The organism is Janthinobacterium sp. LM6 (genome assembly GCF_002002885.1).
Taxonomy (GTDB): Bacteria; Pseudomonadota; Gammaproteobacteria; order Burkholderiales; family Burkholderiaceae_D; genus Janthinobacterium; species Janthinobacterium kumbetense.
The window spans coordinates 4,272,645-4,296,177 of the sequence record NZ_CP019510.1 but is presented as its reverse complement, the minus strand read 5'-3'; the positions used below and the strand labels follow the sequence as shown (position 1 = coordinate 4,296,177).

Here is a 23,533-nt window from a genome sequence, read left to right as displayed (position 1 = left end):
AGTGACGCTAGTCGAACGGGTTTCCTTTGTCTCAAGAAAGTGAAAAACGCGGCTAGTCCGCGTTTTTTTGCGTCTGCGTTTTCCTTTCAGTTATTTACCCATCACATTGCAGTTTTACCTGGCGCCAGCGCCGATATGGAGATCAATATGCTTACAATCCGACTTCCCGATGGTTCCGCCCGTCAATTTGACGGTCCGGTCACCGTGGCCCAGGTTGCGGCCAATATTGGTACCGGCCTGGCCAAGGCTGCCCTGGCCGGCAAGGTCGATGGCAAGCTGGTCGATACCTCCTATCTGATCGAGCAAGACGCGGAACTGGCGATCGTCACGGACAAGGACGCCGACGGCCTGGAAGTGATCCGCCACTCGACGGCCCACTTGCTGGCGTATGCCGTCAAGGAATTGTTCCCGGAAGCGCAAGTGACCATCGGTCCCGTGATCGACAACGGCTTTTATTATGACTTCGCCTACAAGCGTCCGTTCACGCCGGAAGACCTGGTCTCGATCGAAAAGAAAATGGCGGAACTGGCCAAGAAGGATGAGCAAGTCACGCGCAAGGTTGTCGCGCGCGACGAAGCCATCGAATACTTCAAGGGCATCGGCGAAGCCTACAAGGCTGAATTGATCGGTTCGATCCCGGCCGACCAGGAAGTGTCGCTGTATTCCGAAGGCAAGTTCACGGACTTGTGCCGCGGCCCCCACGTGCCGTCGACGGGCAAGCTGAAAGTGTTCAAGCTGATGAAGCTGGCCGGCGCCTACTGGCGCGGCGACTCGAAAAACGAGATGCTGCAGCGTATCTATGGCACGGCCTGGGCCAAGAAGGAAGACCAGGAACTGTATCTGCACAATCTGGAAGAGGCGGAAAAGCGCGACCACCGCAAGCTGGGCAAGCAGCTCGATTTCTTCCATTTCCAGGAGGAAGCGCCGGGCCTGATCTTCTGGCACCCGAAAGGCTGGTCGATCTGGCAACAGGTTGAGCAATACATGCGCAATGTGTACCAGGTCAACGGTTACCAGGAAGTCAAGGCGCCGCAAATCCTTGACCGTGGCCTGTGGGAAAAAACCGGCCACTGGGATAATTATCGTGAAAACATGTTCATCACGGAATCGGAAAACCGCGCCTATGCGCTCAAGCCGATGAATTGCCCTGGCCATATCCAGATTTTCAACAATGGCATGCGCAGCTACCGCGACTTGCCATTGCGCTACGGCGAATTCGGTCAATGCCACCGCAACGAACCGTCGGGCGCCTTGCACGGCATGATGCGCGTGCGCGGCTTTACGCAGGACGATGGCCACATTTTCTGTCTGGAAGAGCAGATCGCCGGCGAAGTGACGGCGTTCCACCAGCAGGCCATGGATGTGTACACGGCGTTCGGCTTCACGAATATCGACGTGAAACTGGCCTTGCGCCCCGATAACCGCATCGGCACGGAAGAGTCGTGGGATTTCGCCGAGGAATCCCTGCGTTCGGCCCTGCGCGCCTGCGGCGTGGAGTGGACGGAATTGCCGGGCGAGGGCGCATTCTATGGTCCGAAGATCGAATACCACCTGAAAGACAGCCTGGGCCGCGCATGGCAAGTGGGCACCGTGCAGATCGATCCGTCGATGCCGGGCCGCCTGGGCGCCGAATATGTGGCCGTGGACAACACGCGCCAGGTGCCGATCATGCTGCACCGCGCGATCGTCGGTTCGCTGGAACGTTTCATCGGCATCCTGATCGAACACTATGCGGGCGCCATGCCGCTGTGGTTGTCGCCAGTGCAAGTGTCGGTGTTGAATATTTCCGACGCTCAAGCCGACTATGTACAGGAAGTTACAACAAAACTGCGCAAAGCGGGGCTGCGTGTACAGGCTGATTTGCGTAACGAGAAGATTACCTATAAAATACGTGAACATTCCGTACAAAAATTGCCTTACATCTTAGTAATTGGCGACAAAGAGCGGGATGCGAATACAGTGGCCGTGCGGGCGCGGGGCAATGTCGATCTGGGCGTCATGTCCGTCGATGCCCTGATTGAGCGACTCAAACATGAAGTCGACACCAAGGCCTGACGAGGAAACTCGCTGCACGACCGTCTTACAAGATTTTTAAAGGAAATTACAATAGCTACTGACAAGTCACATCGCATCAATGGCGAAATCACTGCCCCTGAAATGCGTTTAAGCGGGGTCGATAACGAGCCACTCGGTATCGTAAGTTTGGCTGAAGCCTTCCGCCTGGCGGAAGAGGCAAACGTCGACCTGGTGGAAATTGCGCCTACCGCGCAGCCACCGGTGTGCCGTTTGATGGACTACGGCAAATTTAAGTATTCGGAGCAAAAGAAAGCTCACGAAGCCAAATTGAAGCAAAAGATCATCCTCGTGAAGGAAGTTAAATTCCGTCCGGGGACTGATGATGGTGACTACAATATCAAGTTGCGTAATCTCATCAAGTTCCTCGAAGATGGCGATAAAACCAAGATCACCTTGCGTTTCCGCGGTCGTGAGATGGCGCATCAGGATATTGGCTTCCGCATGCTGGAACGTCTGAAAGCCGATCTGGAGCCGTACGGCCAGGTCGAGCAGTTCCCGAAGATGGAAGGCCGCCAAATGATCATGGTTCTTTCGCCTAAGAAGAAGAAGTAAGATACAATAGCGTTTTACTGTGGGTGGAAACTGCTCGCGCCGGCATTGGCGCGGTGTCAAACCCCAGGCAGAATTTGCGCGGCCCGGTCAGCAATGTCCGGGCCGCGTGAACTGTAGTGGACTCGCATCCGCTGCACAACATGTGAAAGCAGGCATCTAAGCGCAGCGTCGTGTTGCCACCTGCAATCCTGTTATAAATGGAGCTGTCCGTAAGAGGACAGATTGCTATGCCTAAAATGAAGACCAAAAGCTCCGCGAAAAAACGTTTTCGCGTGCGTCCAGGTGGAACAGTCAAGTCGGGTCACGCGTTCAAACGCCACATCCTGACCAAGAAAACCACCAAAAACAAACGTCAGTTGCGCGGTACCCGTAACATCAACGCATCGGATGTCACATCCGTCATGCGCATGATGCCGACTGCTTAATCTCACACTCAATTTAAGGAGTTACTATGCCTAGAGTAAAACGTGGGGTTACAGCTCGTGCCCGTCATAAGAAGATTCTTGTTCAAGCTAAAGGCTACCGTGGTCGCCGCAGCCGTGTATACCGTGTTGCCAAGCAAGCAGTTATGCGCGCTGGCCAATACGCTTACCGCGATCGCCGCAACAAGAAGCGCGTTTTCCGCCGCCTGTGGATCGCCCGTATCAACGCCGCTTCCCGTGAGCATGGCGTAACGTACAGCGTATTCATGAACGGCTTGAAAAAAGCAAATATCGAACTGGACCGTAAAGTCCTGGCCGATATGGCTGTGATGGACAAGCCAGCATTCGCTGCGATTGTCAACGCAGTTAAAGCAAAAATCGCTGCGTAAGCATCGGTCATTGCACAACGTCATCCGTAGGGTGACGTCATAAAGAGCGGGGCAGGGGTTTTAACACCTTATGCCCCGTTTCCGTTTTTGATTGTTGGATTTTAGATAACTGAGTCCAGAATTGATGTCCAAAACAGGAAATGCCGCATGAACTCCCTAGAAGAACTCGTCGTCTCGGCCCAGGCTGACTTTATCGCCGCCGCAGACGCTGCCGCACTTGAAAACGCCAAAGCCCGCTACCTGGGCAAGACCGGCCAGATTACCGAAATGATGAAGGGCCTGGGCAAACTGGACCCGGACGCGCGCAAGGCGCAAGGCGCCCTGATCAACGCAGTCAAAGTGCAGATCGAGGACGCGCTGACGGCGCGCCGTGATGCGCTGGCCGATGCCCAGATGCAAGGCCGTCTGAACGCCGAAGCGATCGACGTGACCCTGCCAGGCCGTGGCCGCATGCCCGGCGGCATCCATCCCGTGATGCGCACGTGGGAACGTGTCGAGGAAATCTTCCGCTCCATCGGTTTCGACGTGGCCGACGGCCCCGAAATCGAGAATGACTGGACCAACTTCACGGCGCTCAACAGCCCGGAAAACCATCCAGCCCGTTCCATGCAGGATACCTTCTACATCGACGGCAACGATACCGATGGCAAGCCCTTGCTGCTGCGCACGCACACGAGCCCGATGCAGGTGCGCTATGCGCGCACGCACACGCCGCCGATCAAGGTCATCGCGCCGGGCCGCACCTACCGCGTCGACAGCGACGCCACCCATTCGCCGATGTTCCACCAGGTCGAAGGCCTGTGGATCGCCGAAGACATCAGCTTTGCCGACCTGAAGGGCGTGTACCTGAATTTCGTCAAGGCCTTCTTCGAGACGGATGACTTGCAAGTGCGCTTCCGTCCGTCGTACTTCCCGTTTACGGAACCGTCGGCCGAGATCGACATCGCCTTCGGTTCGGGCCCGCTGAAAGGCCGCTGGCTGGAAGTGTCGGGCGCCGGCCAGGTGCATCCGGCCGTGGTGAAGAACTTCGGCCTCGATCCCGAGAAATTCATCGGTTTTGCTTTCGGCTCCGGCCTGGAACGCTTGACGATGCTGCGCTACGGCATCAACGACCTGCGTCTGTTTTACGAGGGAGATTTGCGCTTCCTCAAGCAGTTTAACTAAGGCGTTTCATTATTCCATGTCACCCGATGCGCTGGAGCGTGCCCTTGCATGCTCGCGTATCGAACATTTGAAAGCTTGATTATGCAATTTTCCGAAAACTGGCTCCGTACCATGGTCGATCCGAAGATGACTTCGGACGAACTGGCCCATCTGCTGACCATGTCCGGTCTCGAAGTCGAGGACGTCGATCCTGTCGCCCCGCCGTTCTCGAACGTGGTGGTGGGCCTGGTCCTGGAGATGGAAAAACATCCGAACGCGGACCGCCTGAACGTGTGCCAGGTCGATGTCGGCACGGGCACCATGCTCAACATCGTCTGCGGCGCGCCGAACGTGCGCCCTGGCTTGAAAGTCGTGTGCGCCATGGCCGGCGCCGTATTGCCGCCTGGCGCCGATGGCAAGCCGTTTGAAATCAAGGTAGGCCAGCTGCGCGGCGTCGAGTCGCAAGGCATGCTGTGCTCCGCGCGCGAACTGAAATTGTCGGAAGAAAACGCCGGCTTGATGGAATTGCCGGACGACGCGCCGATCGGCCAGAATTTCCGCGATTACTTTGCGCTCAACGACTTGAAATTCACCATCAAGTTGACGCCGAACAAGGCGGACTGCCTGTCCGTGCTGGGCGTGGCGCGCGAAGTGTCGGCCCTGACGGGCGTACCGCTGAATGCGCCGCAGTTCCGCACCGTGCCGGTTTCCAGCGATGAAATCCTGCCCGTGAAAGTCAGCGCGCCGGACCTGTGCGGCCGTTTCACGGGCCGCGTCATCCGCGGCTTGAACGCCCGTGCCGCCACGCCGGACTGGATGAAGCAGCGCCTCGAGCGCAGCGGCCAGCGTCCGCTGTCGGCCCTGGTCGACATTTCCAACTATGTCATGCTGGAACTGGGCCGTCCCAGCCACGTGTTTGACCTGGCAAAGATCCACGGCAGCCTCGACGTGCGTTGGGGCAAGGCGGGCGAATCCGTCAAGCTGTTGAATGGCAACACTATCGCCGTCGACGAGTGGCTCGGCGTTATTGCCGATGAGCAGGAAATTGAATCCTTGGCCGGCATCATGGGCGGCGACGCCAGCTCGGTGTCGGACGATACGGACAGCATCTACCTGGAAGCGGCCTTCTGGTGGCCGAACGCGATTCAAGGCCGCGCGCGTCGCCTGAATTTCTCGACCGATGCGGCGCACCGCTTCGAGCGCGGCGTCGATTTCGCCACCACCGTCGAGCACATCGAGCGCATCACGGCCCTGATCGTGGAAATCTGCGGCACGCCGGCCACGACTGTCGGCCCCGTCGACGACCACGTGGTGAACTTGCCGCAACGCCAGCCTGTGTCGATGCGCACGGCGCGCGCGCAAAAAGTCATCGGCGTGCCGCTCACCGATGAGCTGATCGCCGACATCTTCACGCGCCTGGCCCTGCCATTCACCCTGGCGGACGGCGTGTTTTCCGTGACCTCGCCCAGCTACCGTTTCGACATCGAGATCGAGGAAGACTTGATCGAGGAAGTGGCGCGCGTGTACGGCTTTGAAAACATCCCGACCTTGCCGCCCGTGGCCGCGAACGTGATGCAGATTGCACCAGAAAATACCCGCTCCTTGTTTGCGGTACGTCATGAGCTGGCCGACCTGGGCTTCCAGGAAGTGGTTAACATGAGCTTTGTCGATACAGCTTGGGAGCGCGACTTCTCGGGCAACACCAATCCGATCAAATTGCAGAACCCGATCGCCAGCCAGATGAGCGTGATGCGCTCCTCACTGATTGGCAGCCTGATCGCCAATGTGCGCTATAACCTGAACCGCAAGACGAACCGCGTGCGCATCTTCGAAGTGGGCGCCATCTACCAGCGCGACGACAGCGTGGAAAACGGCCCGTTGTCGGTGGCCGGCTACGCCCAGCCGAAGCGCGTGGCGGCCATGGCCTACGGCGCGGTGGCCGACGAGCAGTGGGGCCAGGCTGCGCGCACGGTCGATTTCTTCGACGTGAAGGCGGACCTGGAAGCGCTGTTCGCGCCGCTGGTCTTGCGTTTCAGCAAGGCGGAACATCCGGCCCTGCATCCGGGCCGTTCCGCCAACGTGGAGCTCGATGGCAAGGTCATCGGTTTCATCGGCGAACTGCACCCGCGCTGGATGCAAAAGTACGACTTGCCGCTGGCGCCCGTGCTGTTCGAAGTCGACGCCGCTGCCCTGACGCAAAGAGTCGTGCCCGTGTACCAGGAAATCTCGAAATTCCCTGGCGCCAGCCGCGACCTGGCCGTGGTCGTCAAGCAATCGGTGGCCGTGCAGGATCTGCTCGACAGCTTCCACGCCGCCGCCAAGTCGAGCGCGGCAGCGCGTATCGTGCAAGCCATTGTTTTATTTGATGAATATCGTGGAAAAGGGCTGGAAGCGGATGAAAAAAGCCTTGCTTTCCGGATTAGCTTGCAAGATACTCAAAACACCCTGCAAGACGATGTCGTCGATGGCCTGATGGCTGTCCTGGTCGATGCGGCCAAGCAGGGCCACGACGCGAAACTGCGTTCGTAATTACCGGACTGGCCGTCGCCTTGCGTGACGGCCTTTCCGTCGTCAACCGTAGACGAGCTTGCCATGTGGCGAGCTCGGGCGCACAGAAAAGGCAGGGCAGGAAAATTAATAACAGCGACGTTGATTCCGCCGTACTGCAGTCCGCACTGGCCGCAGATCTGCATCGGGCCATGCTGGTTGCCAAAGTGCGCCAGGAAGCGGAAAAAGATTTACCCACCTTGACCAAGGCGGAGCTGGCCGAACTGTTGTTCGAGCAAGTGGGCCTGAACAAGCGCGAAGCGAAGGATATGGTCGAGACCTTTTTCGACGAGATCCGCAATGCGCTCGAACGGGGCGAGGCTGTCAAGCTGTCCGGTTTCGGCAATTTCCAGTTGCGCGACAAGCCGCAACGGCCGGGCCGCAATCCGAAGACGGGCGAAGAGATCCCCATCACGGCGCGCCGTGTCGTGACCTTTCATGCCAGCCAGAAGTTGAAAAGCATGGTCGAAGAGACCAGTCCGCTGGCACGTGCTGCCTGAGTGAGTGGCGATGAACGAGCGCATCAGTAAAACCGAGTTGATCGCCTTGCCGCCGATTCCGGCGAAACGCTATTTCACGATCGGCGAGGTGAGCGAGTTGTGCGGCGTCAAACCGCATGTATTGCGCTACTGGGAGCAGGAGTTTTCCCAGCTCAAGCCGGTCAAACGACGTGGTAACCGCCGTTATTATCAGCACCATGAGGTGCTGTTGATACGCCGCATCCGCGAATTGCTGTACGAACAGGGCTTCACCATCAGCGGCGCGCGCAATAAGCTCGACAGTCGTGGCGCATCGCATGCCATCGCCGATGAGCTGCCAGTGCTGCCGGCCATGCCCGTCGCGCCGCAGGAAGCACCGCTGGACCGCGTGTGGATACGCAATGAATTAATTGCGATTTTAAACTTGCTAAAATAAGATTTGTACCAATATAGGTGGGGTTGTCCGGTAGCAGTTGACTAAGTTGACTATACTGCATGGGCGCTCGGCCTTGGCGCTGACGCTGCCGTACGGCGCGCCATATTTTGAATATAATGTTAATGTTGCGTTTTTGTTAGTGACGCTAAGCCGGAGCAGCGTTCAGGTTCCGGTAGTCTTTCCCAGGCCAGGAAAATTTAAGGGGAAACAATGATACGCGTTGCCATTTGTGATGATCACCAAATAGTACGAGCTGGATTCAAACAGATTTTTTCGTCGTCGAGCGATTTCAGTGTGGTGGCGGAAGCCGGTACCGGGCGCGAAGCGCTCGATATCGCCCGCCGCGAAATTTGCGATGTATTGCTGCTCGATATAGCCATGCCCGATCAGAGCGGCATCGATACCTTGCGCACGATCCGCCAGGGCCAGCCGGAATTGCCCGTGCTGATACTCAGCGGCTATCCTGCGCAGCAATACGCGTTGAACCTGTTCAAGATGGGCGCGAATGGCTATCTGAACAAGGAATGCGAAGCCGACGAGCTGATGACGGCCGTGCGCACCGTGTTCCAGGGCCGCCGCTACGTCAGTTCCACCGTCGGCGAATTGCTGGCGCAATCGTTCGACCGCGACACGAATGCCGCGCTGCACACGGAATTGTCGGACCGCGAGTTCCAGGTCTTCCTGCGCCTGGCGCGCGGCGCCACCGTGTCCGATATCGGTGTCGCCTTGTCGCTGAGCATCAAGACGGTGAGTACTTACCGTACGCGCATCATGGAAAAAATGGGCTTGCAATCCAACAGCGACTTGACCTATTACGCAATGAAAAACAATTTGCTTGACTAGCGCTGCGGTGCGATCATGGAAACATGATCGCTCAGCCAGCCAGCCGGCACGACTTGTGCAGTGCAGCAGTTTGTGGCGAGGACTATAATTGGCCGGCGCCGGCGCTTTTTCCCGCGCCGAACCTTGCTAAGGATGCACATCAGGATGTATTTCACCGCTGAACCGGCCCCGAATCACCGCCTGCCCCTCTACAAGACGATCCTGTGCGTGACTTGCGCCTTGCTGCTTGTACTCAATGGTTTCAGTCTCTATCATAATCTGCAGTCGCTGAAGGGCACGAACGCCTTGCTCAGCCAGAGCGCCCGCGTCGCGGACCGCCTGCAGTACTTGAACGTGCTCGTGCTCGATGCGGAAAGCAGCTTGCGCGGCTATTTCATTTCCGGCTCCGAAACCTATCTGGGGCCGTCGAAGACAGCGACCACCGAAATCGAAAACGAATTCAATGAGCTGCAAACCTTGCTTGCGGGCAGTCCTACCCAGTTGAAAAACCTGGGCCAGCTGAAAAGCTTAATCCGTCGCAAGATGTCGATGCTGCAACAGTCGATCGATGTCTACAAGCAGGGCGGGCTGGCCGAGATCGTCAATATTTCCCGCGTGACCGATGACCGCGCCACCATGGACGAGATCCGCCTGCAAGTGGTGATCATGACGCGCGAGCAGAATGAAGCGCTGTCGTCCGGCAGCGCCGCCTTTTACCATGAGTACCAGAAAGCCGTGCTGCTCGGCATCGGCATCAATGCCCTGGCCATCCTCGTGCTGATCATGTTTTACCAGCTGGTGCGGCGCAGCTTCCAGAACCGCGCGGCCGTCGAGTATGCACTGCAAAATGCCAACGACACCCTGGAATCGACGGTCAGCAAGCGTACGGAGCAGTTATCCGTGCTGTCGCGCCATTTGATCAGCGTCAATGAAGTGGAAAAGGCGCGCCTGGCGCGCGAATTGCACGATGAACTGGGCGCCAACCTGACCTCGATCAGCATGGACCTGGGCGCCGTCACGCAGCAACTGGCGCACACGCAGCCGGAACTGGCCGCGCAATTGCGCCGCGCCAAGGCCACCTTGCTGGAAACGGTGGAACTGAAGCGCCGCATCGTCGAAGACTTGCGCCCCAGTCTGCTGGACAACCTGGGCCTGTGCGCCGCCATCGAAAGCTATTGTGAGGATTTTGCGCGCATGAGTTCCGTGCGCTGCGAAACGGACGTGGCCATCAATATCGACAACCGCGAAGCCACCCTGACGATTGCCCTGTTCCGTATCGTGCAGGAATCGCTGACCAACATCCTCAAATATGCGCGCGCCGGCATGGTCAGCGTGACCTTGAAGCGCAATGAGCACGGCCTGGTGCTGCGCGTCATCGACGACGGCATCGGCATCACGGAAGATGCGTTGCAAAAACCCATGTCGCACGGTTTGCTGGGCATGCGCGAGCGGGCCTTGTTGCTGGGCGGTACACTCACTGTGCGCCAGGGGCCGGAAGGCAAGGGCACGTGCGTGGAAGCCGTGATTCCGCTGCCGCTGACGCCGGAGCCGGAAGACATCGATGCGGATGCCGAAGCGTAATTTTCCTTGAGACAAAAAAATGGCCGGGCATGCAGCCCGGCCATTTTTTATTTATCTTGCCTGATCAGCAGCGTGAAACGTCGCGCAGCAAACGGTCGTATTCCGTCTTGGCCACTTTATAGCACTCGCCCGCATAGCATTCCAGGCCGGCGCGGTCCAGCACCGTGATATTGCCGCGGCGGTAATGAATCAAGCCTTCTTCCTGCAGCTTGCCGGCGGCGGCCGTGATGCTTTCGCGGCGCACGCCCAGCATGATCGAGATCAACTCTTGCGTCACTTTCAATTCGTTCGATGGCGAACGGTCCAGGCGGTCCAGCAGCCAGCGGCACAGCTTTTGCTCGATCGAGCTGTGACGGCCGCCGACGGCGTTCTGCGCCATTTGCGCAAACAGGGCGTTGGTGTAGCGCATCAGCAACTGGGGCAAGGCGCCGCCTTGATTGAACGCGTCGCGCAGGCTTTGCGTCTTCAGGCGGTAGCCGTAGCCGGCGCTTTGCACGACCGCCGTGCACATGGCGCGCTCGCCTGCCAGCAGCGAAGCACCGGCCACGCCTTCATGGCCGACGACGGCGATTTCCGTCGTGGCGCCGTCTTCCATGACATACAGCAGCGAAATGATGGCGGTGGTGGGGAAGTAGCTGTATTCCAGGTTGTTACCGTAGGCATACAATTCCTTGCCGAAAGGCAGTTCCACCAGTTCCAGGTCTTCGAACAGCGATTCGAGCGCGGCGCGCGGCAGGGCGGCCAGCAATTCATTTTGTTGGGCACTGCTGAGGCTAACCCGCGACGCAAGCTTGATTTCCCGACCGGCCGCCGGCATGGCGCGCGGCAGCAACTGGTTCTTCTGGACCGGGGTGATAAGTTGAGTATGGCTCATAGTATTCCTCACAGGCTTTTTACATCGGAGTGCGACTGCCGCGTTGCTGGTCAAAAAAGTTGCCGCATCCCTTAGGGAACAGCGTTTTTTTCGACCGCGCGGTGCAGATCGCGATGTAGCTACTTTAAAAGCTTATGTAAGTGGCGAACATAAGATTAGCAGTCGCCACTTTGTAGTCTCTTTTGAGGCGAAATTGTAGTCCTTGTCCTACGTGCACACTTTTGACTAGCTAGCCTTGCGCCGTTCCGCGCGATTTTGTGATATGACGCGCGGCTTGTTGGCGCTCCACAGGCCGGCCGGACGCACGCTGGGCAAGCCGTCGCGCTTGGTCGCGGCGCTCGTCTGGCGCGTGGCAGGCGCCTCGTGTTCACCCAGGCGGAAGCGGCTGACGGCCTGCGTCAGCGCCTCGCCTTCCTGGTGCAGACGCTGGGAACCGGCGCGCGCCTCGTCGACCAGGCCCGCATTCTGGCGCGTCATGTCGTCGATTTGCGCCAGCGCACCGTTGATGCGGGCGATTTCGCCATTCTGCTCGGCGCCGGCGCTGCTGATGCGCCCGATGACGACGGACACTTGCTGCACCGCATCGACGACTTGCCGCATGGTGCTGCCGGCCGCGTTGACCAGGTCGCCGCCCGCATCCACGGTGGCCACGGAGTCGCCGATCAGGCGCTTGATTTGCTGCGCCGCCTCGCTGGAGCGCTGCGCCAGGCTGCGCACTTCGGACGCGACGACGGCAAAGCCGCGTCCCTGTTCGCCCGCGCGCGCCGCTTCGACGGCCGCGTTCAGGGCGAGGATATTCGTCTGGAAGGCGATGCCGTTGATGACGCCGATGATGTCGACGATCTTGTGCGAGCTGGCCTTGATCGAGGCCATGGTCTCGACCACGGCGCTGACGGTCTCGCCGCCGCGCAGGGCCACTTCGGCGGCTGACGCCACCAGGGTGCGTCCCTGTCCTACGTGGGCTTCGTTGCGGCCCACGGTGGCCGTCAGCTCGCGCATCGAGTCCACGGTGGCGCCCAGCGCGTCCGCTTGCGTGGCCGTGTGGCCGGACAGGGCGGCGTTGCCCTGGGCGATATCGGCGCCGGCGGCGGCGATGACGGCCGCGCCGCCGCGGATTTCCTGCACCAGCGTGGCCAGGCCCTGCGTCATGGCGCCGAAGTCGCGCACCAGGTCGCCGATTTCGTCGTGCGCCTGCGAGGTGATGCGCTGCGACAGGTCTCCTGCCGCCGCGGCGCCGACGGCCACGCGCAATTGCTGCACGTCGCGCGCGAAGGCGGCATAGAAGCCCGCGCACAGGTAGGCGGCGGCCAGCAGCACCAGCAGCATGGCCGCCAGGATCAGGGCGCGGCGCGCCTCGTCGCGCGCGATGCGCTGCGCCAGCAAGCCGTCCAGCGCGGTGGCGGAGGCGCCGGACAGCGCGTGCAGGGCGTCGATGGCTTGCATGCCGGCCGCGTGGAATTGCGCGCCCGACGTCTGGTCGTAGGAATTCGTCACTTCATTCTTCGTGCGTTCGAGGAAGGCCAGCGCGGCCGGCACGGCTTTCAGGGCCGGCTGCAGGCTGGCGCGCAATGCCGGCTTGGCCGCGATGATTTCGTCGAAGCGGGCCGGCAGGCGTTCCAGTTCGTGGCGCGCGATCAGGGCGTTGGCGTTGACGAGTTGATCTTCGTTCGCCTCGAACAGGCCCGTGTCGATGTAGGCGGCGCCGCGCCCGCCGATGTCGGACAGGCTCTCGGCCAGGTCGGGCAGGGTGGCGGTGAAGGCGGCGCTCAGGTGGTTGGCGCCCGCGTCCGGGTCCAGGCTCAGGTGCGAGCGGTCGGCCACCAGCTGGCCCAGCTTGGCCGCCTGGCGCAGCAGCGCCGTGTGCGCCGCGTAGCTGTCGCGCGCCGCGAGGCCCGCCTGGCGGCCCAGCAGGGCTTGCCACTGCTTCGTCAGCTCGGCCGCCTGGGGCAGGCCGGCGCCCGCCGGCAGGCGCGCCAGGGCGGCCAGCGCGGCCGTGATGCGCGCATTGACGGCCGTGTTGTCCATGCCCACTTTGCCGCTCAGGCGCAAGTGCTCGAGGCCGCGCCGCTGCTGCAGCAAGCGCGTGCCTTCCTGCAGCTGGCGCACATAGGCCACGCCCCGCTGCGCATCCTGCGCCTGGGCCAGCGACTTGCCCAGTTCCGAGATCAGCAGGGTGGTCGCCAGCGCCAGCGGCAGCAGGAAGACCAGGCAGACAAGCATGAATTTGGGCAGCAGGCGCAAGCGCTGCATGAGGCGGATGGCGGGGGTGAGGAGCATTTTCATCGGGTTTCCAGGGTAGGGTGACAACATTTCTGCAGTGCAATGTTGCCTGCGGATTGTGACCCCTTGATGAACTGCGCGGCTGCTTGGCCAATTCGCGCCGCCGATTTTGCCGTTCGCCAGAGTGAAGCAGTTCACACGGAAGGCCGATCCTTCTGTAAAATCGAGGGTTTTTTGCGAGGGCCATATTATGGTCACCAATATGGCCAACGAGAACGACATCAATACCCCCGATTCCAGCGACAGCGCGGACAACGCCGCAGCGCCAGTAAGCAGCAAGGCGCCGGCCGTGATCGCGCGCGAAGTGCAGCGCCGCCGCACCTTCGGCATCATTTCCCACCCGGATGCCGGTAAAACCACGCTGACGGAAAAACTGCTGCTGTTCTCGGGCGCGATCCAGATGGCCGGTACCGTCAAGGCGCGCAAATCGGGCCGCCACGCGACGTCGGACTGGATGGAGATCGAGAAGCAGCGCGGCATTTCCGTCGCTTCCTCGGTGATGCAGTTCGAATTCCGCGACCACGTCGTCAACCTGCTCGACACCCCGGGCCACCAGGACTTCTCGGAAGATACCTACCGCGTGCTGACGGCGGTCGACTCGGCGCTGATGGTGATCGATGCGGCCAAGGGCGTGGAAGCGCAGACGATCAAGCTGTTGGCCGTGTGCCGCATGCGCAATACGCCGATCGTCACCTTCATGAACAAGATGGACCGCGAGACGCGCGATCCGCTCGACCTGCTCGACGAGCTGGAATCGGTGCTGAAGATCCAGTGCGCGCCCGTCACCTGGCCTATCGGCATGGGCAAGAACTTCCGCGGCGTGTACCACCTGCTGAACGACGAAATCATGCTGTTCAAGGCCGGTGAAGAGAAGGCCGACGGCGCCTTCGAGATCATCAAGGGCATCGATAACCCGCGCCTGCAGGAGATGTTCCCGCTTGAAATGGATCAATTGCGCATGGAAGTCGAACTGGTGCACGGCGCGTCGAACCCGTTCAACCTGGAAGAATTCCTCTCCGGCGTGCAGACGCCCGTGTTCTTCGGTTCTGCCATCAACAACTTCGGCGTGCGCGAGATTCTCTCGGCGCTGGTCGACTGGGCGCCGGCGCCGCGCGAGCGCGACGCGACCGTGCGCTCGGTGGCGCCGTCCGAGCAGCCGTTTACCGGTTTCGTCTTCAAGATCCAGGCGAACATGGACCCGGCGCACCGCGACCGCATCGCCTTTTTGCGGGTGTGCTCGGGACGTTTCGAGCGCGGCATGAAGGTCAAGCACTTGCGCCTGGGGCGCGAGATCAAGGTGTCGAACGTGGTGACCTTCATGGCTTCCTCGCGCGAACAGGTGGAAGAGGCGTACGCGGGCGACATCATCGGCTTGCCGAACCATGGCAACATGCAGATCGGCGACAGCTTTTCCGAAGGCGAGATGCTGACCTTTACAGGCATCCCGTACTTCGCGCCGGACTTCTTCCGCTCGGTGCGCATCCGTAATCCCTTGAAAATCAAGCAGTTGCACAAGGGCTTGCAGCAGCTGGGCGAAGAGGGCGCGGTGCAGGTCTTCAAGCCGGTGCAGGGCGGCGAACTGGTACTGGGCGCCGTCGGCGTGCTGCAGTTCGAAGTGGTGGCCAGCCGTTTGCTCAACGAATATGGCGTGGACGCCGTGTTCGAAGGCACCAGCATCAGCAGCGCCCGCTGGGTCAGCTGCGACGACAAGCGCATCCTGCAGGATTTCGAAAACGCGCTGGGCCACAACGTGGCCTACGATGCGGCCGGCAACATGGCCTATTTGGCGACATCCGGCGTGAACCTGCGCCTGACGGAAGAGCGCTGGCCGAAGCTGACATTCCACGCCACGCGCGAGCATTCGGCCAAGCTGGCTTGATGAATATCAAGTAGGTGCCAGGGGCAGAACCAGCGGTTCTGCCCTTTTTTTACGCCGGCAGGATCGTGCGCGTACTCCAGTCGCGCCGCTCCAGCAGCAATGCCGTCAGCTGCGCCGCCGTCATCGGGCGGGCGAAGAAGAAGCCCTGCACATTGTCGCAGCCCGCTTTTCTCAGGAACTCCACCTGCTGCAGGGTTTCCACCCCTTCGGCCACCACTTTCAGGTGCAGGCTGTGCGCCATCGCGATGATGGCCGTGACGATGGCTTCGCCCTCGCCGGGCAGGTCGTGCACGAAGCTGCGGTCGATTTTCAGCTGGTCGATGGGCAGGCGTTTTAAGTACGACATCGAGGAATAGCCGGTGCCGAAATCGTCGATCGACAGGTGGATGCCCGTTTCCTGCAGGCGCCGCATCAATTCCACGTTGGCGTGGACATTGTCCATCAGGACGCCTTCCGTGATTTCCAGCTCCAGCAAGCCATGCGGCAGCTGCGTTTCGTCCAGGATGGCGCGGATATCGTCCATCAGGCCCGGATCGCGCGCCTGGCAGGCCGACAGGTTGACGGCCACGTGTTCCAGCGAATCGAGCAGGCCCGCCTTGCACCAGGCAGCCGCCTGGCGGCAGGCGCTTTGCAGCACCCAGCGTCCCAGGTCGACGATGATGCCGCTTTCCTCTGCCACGGGGATGAATTCGGCGGGGCTCAGCTGGCCCATGTCGCGGCAGTGCCAGCGTATCAGCGCTTCCACGCCGACGATGCGCCCGCTGCGCAGGTCGATCTGCGGCTGGTAGTGCAGATACAGTTCCTCGTTCTGCAGGGCGCGGCGCAGGTTCGCTTCCATGCGCAGGCGGCGCTGTGCGCGCAGCTCCATTTCAGCCTTGAACACGGCGTAGCGGTTCTTGCCCTGGTGCTTGGCGTGGTACATGGCCGTATCGGCATTGCGCGTCAGGGTGGCCACGTCTTGCGCGTCGAACGGATACAGGCTCACGCCGATGCTGGCGCTGACGTACAGCTGGTGGCCTTCGAGGGCGAACGGCGCGGCCAGCACGGCGAGGATCTTGCGCGCCACGCTGGCCATTTCCGAAGCGTCGTCGGCCGGTTCGACGATGACGACGAATTCGTCGCCGCCGATGCGGCAAATGATATCGGTGCCGCGCAGGATGGCCACCAGGCGCTCGGACACGAGCTTGAGCAGCTGGTCGCCGCAGTGGTGGCCCAGCGTATCGTTGACGATCTTGAAGTTGTCCAGGTCCAGCAGCAGCAGGCCCACGCTGCTGTCCTGGCGGTCGGCGCGCGCCAGCGCATAGGCCAGCGCATCGTTGAATTCATGGCGGTTCGGCAGCTGCGTGACGGGATCGACGTGGGCCAGGTAGTGCAAATGGTTTTCCGCATGCTGGGCGGCGGTGCGCGTGCGGCGCACCATCAGGAACGTCAGGCCGAACGCGCACAGGCAGACCAGCAGGGTGAAGGCGGCAAATTGCGCCAGGCTGGCGTACAGCGGCGCCAGGCTGGCGCGCAGGTACAGCGCGCCGCCGCCGGGCAAGGCCGTCAAAATGGCAGCGCTGCCGTCCAGGTAATCGATCTGCAGGCCTCTGCGCGGCGCCGTGGGCGCGGTATCGCTGCCGCTGCGCGCGTAGCGGGCAAACGGCGTGCCATAGGGGTTGTAGAGCAGTGCTTGCCGGATATGCGGGGCGGCGGCGAGGGAAGCGAGGAGTTGTTGCGCTGCAAGACGATTGTCCTGGCGCATGGCCTGCGTGGCGGCGGGCGCCAGCATGTCGGCCTGGATGCGCAGCGTGCGCTGGAAGGATGCCTGGAGGGAAAACAACTGGAAGAGGATCAACAGCAGGCTGGCCATGGCCAGCATGGCCGCGGCGGCCAGCAAGTTCAGCCTGGCTATGCGGTCGCCGCGCAATTGCGCCGACGGCAGCATCAATGGCGCCATCATGACGCTTTCTCCTGCCGGCCCCGCTTGCCGCCGCCCCGTGTGATCCCGCCTCGCCCTGCCATACTTTACGTTCCAGTCTGATGAAAACCGAAGTGAGCCGGAACTCTCGACGTGTTGTTAAGGCCGACATATTGTCATTTTGCAGCGTGAAAGTACAGGGCGCGCGGCAATTTTGTCTGCATGCCACAGGCCGGTGGCAGCGGGCAAGGCGACAAACCGGTCGGAAAAGGCGGGGCGTGTCTTTCTAATAATAATCCAAGCTGAATTTTAATCCTTTTTTTGCCGGCTGTTTTTTTCCTTTAAAAACATGCTGACAATAAACAAAATGCCATCAAGAATAACTTCAATGGCCCCGGCATCGCGGCGCGGATTAACTTTTTGTCTGCATAGGCCATTGCAAGTCATTGATTTTAATAAATTTTAATGAAGAATGCGAGAACGCTATGGCCTTGCTCCGCGAGTTCGTCCATAATCCGCTGATGATGGACGTCCTGATGCTGTTGGTTTTGTCTGCAGCGGCCAAGCAAGCTGCCGCCAGCAAAACCGGACGTCGCCCTAATGATCAATAGTGAGGATATCTTGGAAAAAAAACCAAAAATTATTTTGTCGTCACAAGACCTGGAACGACTGGAAGCGTTGTTGTATGCCTTGGGTAATAATCTGTCGCCGGACAAGGCTGCCTTGCTCGACGAGCTGGGCCGCGCCGAGGTGCTTGAACCGCAAGAGATTCCCCCGACCGTCGTGACGATGAATTCCACCGTGCGATTCACGGTGGAAAACAAGGAGGAATTCTGCCTGACGCTCGTGTATCCGAAGGATGTGGAAGGCCAGGCCGACCGCATTTCCGTGCTGGCGCCCGTTGGCAGCGCGCTGCTGGGCCTGTCCGTCGGCGACAGCATCGCCTGGCCCATGCCGGGCGGCGTGGTGAAGGTGAAGATCGAGGAAATCGTTTACCAGCCTGAACGGGCCGGCGAATACCACCGCTAGGCGCGGCACGCAGTGATGGCGGACGGCGCCTGCCGTTCGCCTGCCAGGCCGTGTTTCCAATAGTCAACTATTGCGTTGCACGCGCACCACCAGCCATCCCGCCACCACCGTGAACGTGACGATGATGGCGACGATGATCCAGAAGCCCTGCGGATGCTGGGCCAGCGGAATTCCCCCCACATTCATGCCCAGCATGCCGGCGATGATGTTGATCGGCAAGGCCAGCACGGTGACGATGGTCAGCACGAACAGGCTGCGGCTGTTTTCCTCGTTGACGCTGGCGGCAATCTCTTCCTGCAGCAGCTTGATGCGTTCCTGCAGCGAGGACATATCGCTGAGGACCACCGAAAATTCCTCCGTCGACTGGCGCAATTCCAGGCTGTCCAGCTCCGACACCCACGCAGGCGGGCGTTGCAGCAGGCGGAACAGGGCTGCCGGTTCCGGCGCCAGCAGGCGCTGCAGCCGCACCAGCACGCGCCGCATGGCACCCAGGTCTTCGCGTTTCGGCACCAGGCGCCCGGCCAGCAAGTGATCCTCGATATCGTCGACCCGCGCCACGGCGTCGCGCACGATATTGACCAGCACGTCCGCCTGGTCGCGCAGCAGGTGGATCAACAGTTCCACCGACGAGCGGATCGGCTCGTGGTTCTTGATGACGGCCTGGCGCAGGCGCTCGATCGACTGCAGCGGCGCGCGACGCGCCGTGATGACGAGGTTTTGCGCCACGCTGGCCCACATGGTGGAAATGTCGGACGCCTCGAACGAGAAATTGTGCACCACATCGTTGACCACGGCGATCAGGGTGTTTTCCGCCTGTTCGATGCGCGTCGAGCGCGAGCCCTGGTGCAGGGTTTCATAGAATTCGTCGGCCAGCTGCGTATGCGTCATCAGCCATTTTTCGCTGGCCGCATGCGACAAATTAAAATGCAGCCAGACGAATTCCTGCGCCGGGCGGGCCGCGCCATCGGCCAGCCAGGCCAGTGCGGCCGTCGAGTCGAGCGCCAGCGGCGGCCCATCGCGGCCAAACAGGAAGCCCCAGACCAGGCCCGAGGTGTCCGAGCCGTAGGTAAAACCGGCAGTTTCCATCGCCATCGTGAATCTTTCTCGCGCAGTGTGATTGTTCGTCGCGCGATTTTAATGGACGGATATGTCGGGAGAATGACAAGGCTGGCTTGTTGGTTCGGTGCGTTGTTTGTTTCTACTACTTACTGTACGACGCCTGACAAAACCGTAGCGAGCGGCAGCGATTTGTGGTCGAGAAGCGCAACCGTACTTTAGTACGGTGAGCATCGCCGGCCGCAAAGCGCGCCGCGTAGTAGGTTTGGTCAGGTGTTACTAGTCGCGGCGCGGATTATCGGGACGGCGGTCGTCGCGGTTCGGAATCCCGTCGCCGTCGCGGTCGTGGCGGTTGCCATTGTCGCGGTCATAGCGGTTGGGGATGCCGTCGCGGTCGCGGTCGCCGTTCGGGCCGCGTGGCGACCAGCGGCCTTGCTCCATCTGCCAGCGGCCGTCGCGCTGGTTCCAGGCGGGCGGCGCATACACGTAGCCGGGGCGTTCGGCGATCCACACACCTGGCGTCCAGGCGTAGCGCTGGCTGCGCCATTCCCAGTGGCCGGGTGCCCAGATGTAGCCGTGGCGGGCGCGCGGGATGGCTTCGCGGCGCGGCGGCGGCGGGGCGATGCGGATCTCGTCGTAGCGCACGGGCTGCACTTGCGCGGCGACCCAGCCGCCACGATCCAGGCGCCAGCGGTTGTTTTCCTGTATCCAGGCGGCGCGGCGGTACTGGTTGCCGCCCCGTTCGCGCAGCCATTCGCCATTGTTCCAGACATGGCGCTGGCCGTCCCAGTTCCAGTAGCCGGGCGCCCAGACATAGCCGGCGCGCGGTGCCGGCACGCTTTCAAACCGTGGCGGAGGCGGGGCGTTGCCGACAACAATGCTGACGCCGAGCTGATTTTGCGCCATGGCCTGCGCGGGCAGGAAGGCCGCGGTGCTGATGGCAAGCATGGCTGCTGCGTAGAGTGCGATGGGTTTCATGATGTGCTCCATTTCGGTGATTGCGTGAAATGGACTATAGGCGCTTGCCGGCGATTTTTCGCCTTTGATTCAACTTATTACAATTGACACAATGCTGTGTGTCCGTGTATCCGTGGCGGATACAAATCAGATGCCTATGGCGGCCTGGCGCGGCGACTATCCGCAGTGCGCCAGGCGGCGTGGTGTCAGCATAGTTGGCTCACAGGGTGCTGGCGCTGGCGTTGCCCAGCAAGGCTTGCCGCTCCTCGATCAGCGAGATTTTCTTTTCCTGTTCCGTCAGGCGCTTGGCGCTGACGACGACGACGGGGATGGCGCCCGCTTGCGCCACATCGGCGGCCTTGGCGGCCGATGGCTGCATGAAGCTGGCATAGCTGGCGCCGCAGGCGATGGCGACGGCGACGGTGAAGATGGCTTCCATGTTTTTCAAGGTTTTCATGATGGTTCCTTTCGGGTGGCGGGTGGGTATGCATGCACTGTAGCCGGGCGCGGGCCGCCGCGCCATGCGGATGCGACCAGCCGTGGTTTTGGCGGGATGGCCTGCAAAAAAACGGCGCTGAAATGCCGGCGCACGGGCCTGGCAAGCCGACCGCTTGAATTGAGGCCTAAATTGCCCTGTATCCGGGCATATGAATGTAATTGCCGCGTGGCATTATTTGACGCTGCACACTGCCGCGCGCGGCAAGTGCAGGGCCAGCTGTCCTGCTAGAATCGGCATGGCGGCCCCGTCGCGTGGATAAAAATATCATCAGGAGTCACACATGTTCCAATTGTTTGGTTTTGGCGGCGCCCGCTGCCCGCGCTGCGAGCACAAGAACGGCGCTGCCGCCGGCTATTGCGCGCAATGCGGCTTGTCGCTGGGGGCACCCGACAGCGACGCGGTGCTGCATGCCAATCAATGGCATCTTGCTGATGGGCAACTTGCCCTGTTCTTCGGCGTGCGCGAACTGTCCTCGCTGTTCGGCAGCGCGGCGCGCCGCCTGCAGGTACCGGCCGAGTCGCGCGCCTGGATCGTGCAATCGGACGCTTTCACCTCGATACCGGCCGGCGACTACGACAGCGCCGCCTTCTTCGCCCGCCTGCCCGCGCTGCTGCCGGCGCGTCCGGCCGAAGTGCTGATCGCGCGCGCCGACGCCGTCAGCCTGGAATTCGACCTGCCCGGCCTGGCCAGCACGGAACTGCTGAACGTCGCCGCGTCCCTGCGCGTGGATATCGCCCTGGGCCAGCCCGACGCGTTCGCGCGCCAGTTCATGCGCGCGCCGGGCGCCGTCACGCGCGCTCACCTGCACGCCTTGCTGCTGCCATCCGTGCGCCAGATCGCGCTGGAATTCATCGGCAGCCGCGCGCTGCGCGAGATGGATGCGAATGCGGATCTGCGCCCGGAACTGAACGAACGCCTGCAATCGGCCCTGACGCAGCGCCTGGCGCCGTCCGGCCTGGCCGTGGCGCGCGTGGAAACGCTGAGTTTGCGCCACGACAAACGCGACGGCAACGGCGATGCCGCCATCGGCACCCTGTGGCTGGGCGGCTTGCCGGCGCAGGAACTCGAGCAGCACAGCCTGGAGCGCATGAAGCAGCTCGACCAGTTGTATGACGAGGAAGAGTGGCAGCGCATCCGCCGCGAGGAACTGGCGGCGCGCCATGCGCACCGCCGCGCCGAACTGACGCAGGATGCGACGCTGGAAAAGGCGGAGCTGAACCACCAGGAAGCGGAGCGCCTGCAGGCGCTGCGCGGACGCCAGATCGACCTGTATGGCCGCATCCTGGAAGCGAAATCGCGGCGCCAGGCGCTCGACCATGGCGCCGCGCTGGCGCTGGGCGAGCTGGAACAGGAACTGGCGCAAAAGGGCGCGCAGCGCGCCGATGAAGCGGCCAACTGGGAACACGTGCGGGCGCTGGCCGCCATCAAGATGCGCAGCGAGCTGGAATTGTCGCAGCTGCACGGGCGCGAACAGATCCAGCTGGCGCAGCAGCGCTTTACGCACCAGGTGCACTTGCAGTCGATCGCGCAGCAGGTGGAAAGCGCGCTGCTGATCGACGACGAGACGGGACGCCGCACCCAGCTGGCGCGCCTGCGCCAGGCGGAGGCGGATGCTGCCCAGCGCGAGGCGCAGCTGGAGGCGGAGCAGCACCAGGCGGCCTGGCAGGGCCTGATGCTGGCGAATGCGGCGCGCAAGCGCGAGGCCGAGCGGGTGCAGGAGTGGGAAGACCAGATGCAGCTGGCGCGCCAGCGCGAATTGCTGCGCGCCGAGGCGCACAAGGATGAAGCGGCGCAGGTGCAGGCGGCGGAAATCGCGGAAAAGGTCGCGGCGCTGCGGCGCGGCGGCGCTCGCGAGGACGCCATCGCGCAGCAGGAAAAGCTGCTGCGCACCATCGAGGCCGACGGCGTGCATGCGCGCCAGCTGCAGCAGCAAACGCAGCTGGCGCAGCTCGACGCGCTGGCCATCGAGGAACAGCGCCAGCAGCTGCGCCAGCTGGAACAGGAAGCGCAATGGCAGCGCGACTTGCTGGCCATGGCGCAGCAGCGCGAAAGCGATTACGCGCGCTGGAAGGGAGAATATGAAGCCTTGCTGGCGCAGCAGGCGCATGCGGCCGAACTGGCGCGCATCGACATCGACCGCATCGAGAAAATCGGCTCCCTGAGCGACACGGGCAAGGTGGCCATGGCCGCCGGGCAGAACGCGGCCGCGCTGGCGCAAGTGCTGAAAGTGCAGCTGCAGGCGGGCATGAGCGCCGAGCAGATCCACGCGCTGGCGGCGCTGGCGGCGGCCGAGAACAGCGTCGCGCCGCTGGACGCGCTGCGCATGGCGCAGGACAGCGTGGCGCAGGAACGCAGCTACCTGGAAGGCCAGGCGGAGCGCGAACGGCGCCAGCAGCTGGACTTGATCAATCTGCAGAACGCGGCGCACGCGCACGGCCTGTCGGCGCAGGCGCAGCTGGGCGTGGCCGTGGCGCAGGCGCTGCAGCCAGGCGCTGCTGCCGCGCCGGCTCGCTGCAAGAACGGCCATGCGCAGCGCGCGGGCCATCCGGAAGATAAATTCTGCGCCGCCTGCGGCGTCGCCTTGCAGCCTTGATGGAAGCGTTTCACCCCAG

19 protein-coding genes are annotated in these 23,533 nt (G+C 61.7%); 13 read left to right on the top strand and 6 right to left on the bottom strand.

Annotated features, from left to right (window positions below):
- Window positions 1-147: 147 nt before the first annotated feature.
- The 10 genes from thrS to BZG29_RS18785 all read left to right on the top strand — a co-directional run bounded on the left by thrS (window position 148) and on the right by BZG29_RS18785 (window position 10,447).
- Window positions 148-2,055 carry a threonine--tRNA ligase gene (gene thrS / locus BZG29_RS18830; protein ID WP_077406217.1) on the top strand — a complete coding sequence of 636 codons (1,908 nt, stop codon included), beginning with the start codon at window positions 148-150 and terminating at the stop codon, window positions 2,053-2,055.
- Window positions 2,056-2,157: 102 nt separating this feature from the next.
- Window positions 2,158-2,628: a translation initiation factor IF-3 gene (gene infC / locus BZG29_RS18825; protein ID WP_034751918.1), complete on the top strand. Its 471-nt coding sequence runs from the start codon at window positions 2,158-2,160 to the stop codon at window positions 2,626-2,628.
- 227 nt (window positions 2,629-2,855) lie between these two features.
- Window positions 2,856-3,053, top strand: a complete 198-nt coding sequence (rpmI, locus tag BZG29_RS18820; protein ID WP_038493025.1) for a 50S ribosomal protein L35 — start codon at window positions 2,856-2,858, stop codon at window positions 3,051-3,053.
- A 26-nt stretch (window positions 3,054-3,079) separates the two neighbouring features.
- Window positions 3,080-3,439 (top strand): 50S ribosomal protein L20, encoded by a 360-nt coding sequence (rplT, locus tag BZG29_RS18815; RefSeq protein WP_010399214.1) that lies wholly within the window; start codon window positions 3,080-3,082, stop codon window positions 3,437-3,439.
- Between the two features lie 147 nt (window positions 3,440-3,586).
- Window positions 3,587-4,603 carry a phenylalanine--tRNA ligase subunit alpha gene (gene pheS, locus BZG29_RS18810; protein ID WP_077406214.1) on the top strand — a complete coding sequence of 339 codons (1,017 nt, stop codon included), beginning with the start codon at window positions 3,587-3,589 and terminating at the stop codon, window positions 4,601-4,603.
- An 81-nt stretch (window positions 4,604-4,684) separates the two neighbouring features.
- A complete protein-coding gene (pheT, locus tag BZG29_RS18805) occupies window positions 4,685-7,111 on the top strand; it encodes a phenylalanine--tRNA ligase subunit beta (protein ID WP_077406211.1) in 2,427 nt (808 codons plus the stop codon).
- Window positions 7,112-7,281: 170 nt separating this feature from the next.
- Complete coding sequence (locus BZG29_RS18800; protein ID WP_010399205.1) at window positions 7,282-7,629, top strand: integration host factor subunit alpha; 348 nt, start codon at window positions 7,282-7,284, stop codon at window positions 7,627-7,629.
- A 10-nt stretch (window positions 7,630-7,639) separates the two neighbouring features.
- On the top strand, window positions 7,640-8,044 hold the full coding sequence (locus BZG29_RS18795; RefSeq protein WP_077406208.1) for a MerR family transcriptional regulator: 405 nt from the start codon (window positions 7,640-7,642) through the stop codon (window positions 8,042-8,044).
- A 210-nt stretch (window positions 8,045-8,254) separates the two neighbouring features.
- The gene (locus tag BZG29_RS18790) at window positions 8,255-8,887 is read left to right on the top strand and encodes a response regulator transcription factor (protein WP_034783185.1); all 633 of its coding nucleotides are present in this window, start codon (window positions 8,255-8,257) and stop codon (window positions 8,885-8,887) included.
- Between the two features lie 144 nt (window positions 8,888-9,031).
- Window positions 9,032-10,447: a CHASE3 domain-containing protein gene (locus BZG29_RS18785; RefSeq protein ID WP_077406205.1), complete on the top strand. Its 1,416-nt coding sequence runs from the start codon at window positions 9,032-9,034 to the stop codon at window positions 10,445-10,447.
- A 64-nt stretch (window positions 10,448-10,511) separates the two neighbouring features.
- On the opposite strand, the gene BZG29_RS18780 is transcribed toward BZG29_RS18785, so the two are convergent.
- Both BZG29_RS18780 and BZG29_RS18775 read right to left on the bottom strand, forming a co-directional pair.
- Window positions 10,512-11,321: a Crp/Fnr family transcriptional regulator gene (locus BZG29_RS18780; RefSeq protein ID WP_077406202.1), complete on the bottom strand. Its 810-nt coding sequence runs from the start codon at window positions 11,319-11,321 to the stop codon at window positions 10,512-10,514.
- A 225-nt stretch (window positions 11,322-11,546) separates the two neighbouring features.
- A complete protein-coding gene (locus BZG29_RS18775) occupies window positions 11,547-13,604 on the bottom strand; it encodes a methyl-accepting chemotaxis protein (protein ID WP_077406199.1) in 2,058 nt (685 codons plus the stop codon).
- A 199-nt stretch (window positions 13,605-13,803) separates the two neighbouring features.
- Between BZG29_RS18775 and BZG29_RS18770 the strand changes: the two genes are divergently transcribed.
- On the top strand, window positions 13,804-15,480 hold the full coding sequence (locus BZG29_RS18770; RefSeq protein ID WP_077409182.1) for a peptide chain release factor 3: 1,677 nt from the start codon (window positions 13,804-13,806) through the stop codon (window positions 15,478-15,480).
- 49 nt (window positions 15,481-15,529) lie between these two features.
- On the opposite strand, the gene BZG29_RS18765 is transcribed toward BZG29_RS18770, so the two are convergent.
- Entirely contained in the window at window positions 15,530-17,422 is a 1,893-nt protein-coding gene (locus BZG29_RS18765) for an EAL domain-containing protein (RefSeq protein WP_077406196.1), read from the bottom strand.
- A gap of 579 nt (window positions 17,423-18,001) precedes the next feature.
- On the opposite strand from BZG29_RS18765, the gene rnk reads away from it, so the two are divergent.
- A complete protein-coding gene (rnk, locus tag BZG29_RS18760) occupies window positions 18,002-18,409 on the top strand; it encodes a nucleoside diphosphate kinase regulator (protein WP_162835757.1) in 408 nt (135 codons plus the stop codon).
- 63 nt (window positions 18,410-18,472) lie between these two features.
- Here rnk and BZG29_RS18755 read toward each other — a convergent pair whose 3' ends face one another.
- From BZG29_RS18755 to BZG29_RS18745, 3 genes are all read right to left on the bottom strand, one after another.
- Window positions 18,473-19,501 (bottom strand): transporter, encoded by a 1,029-nt coding sequence (locus tag BZG29_RS18755; RefSeq protein ID WP_170846295.1) that lies wholly within the window; start codon window positions 19,499-19,501, stop codon window positions 18,473-18,475.
- Between the two features lie 243 nt (window positions 19,502-19,744).
- Window positions 19,745-20,443: a YXWGXW repeat-containing protein gene (locus BZG29_RS28560; RefSeq protein ID WP_253192643.1), complete on the bottom strand. Its 699-nt coding sequence runs from the start codon at window positions 20,441-20,443 to the stop codon at window positions 19,745-19,747.
- A gap of 199 nt (window positions 20,444-20,642) precedes the next feature.
- Complete coding sequence (locus BZG29_RS18745) at window positions 20,643-20,879, bottom strand: hypothetical protein (protein ID WP_077406194.1); 237 nt, start codon at window positions 20,877-20,879, stop codon at window positions 20,643-20,645.
- 322 nt (window positions 20,880-21,201) lie between these two features.
- On the opposite strand from BZG29_RS18745, the gene BZG29_RS18740 reads away from it, so the two are divergent.
- Window positions 21,202-23,514 (top strand): hypothetical protein, encoded by a 2,313-nt coding sequence (locus tag BZG29_RS18740; protein WP_077406191.1) that lies wholly within the window; start codon window positions 21,202-21,204, stop codon window positions 23,512-23,514.
- Window positions 23,515-23,533 lie beyond the last annotated feature (19 nt).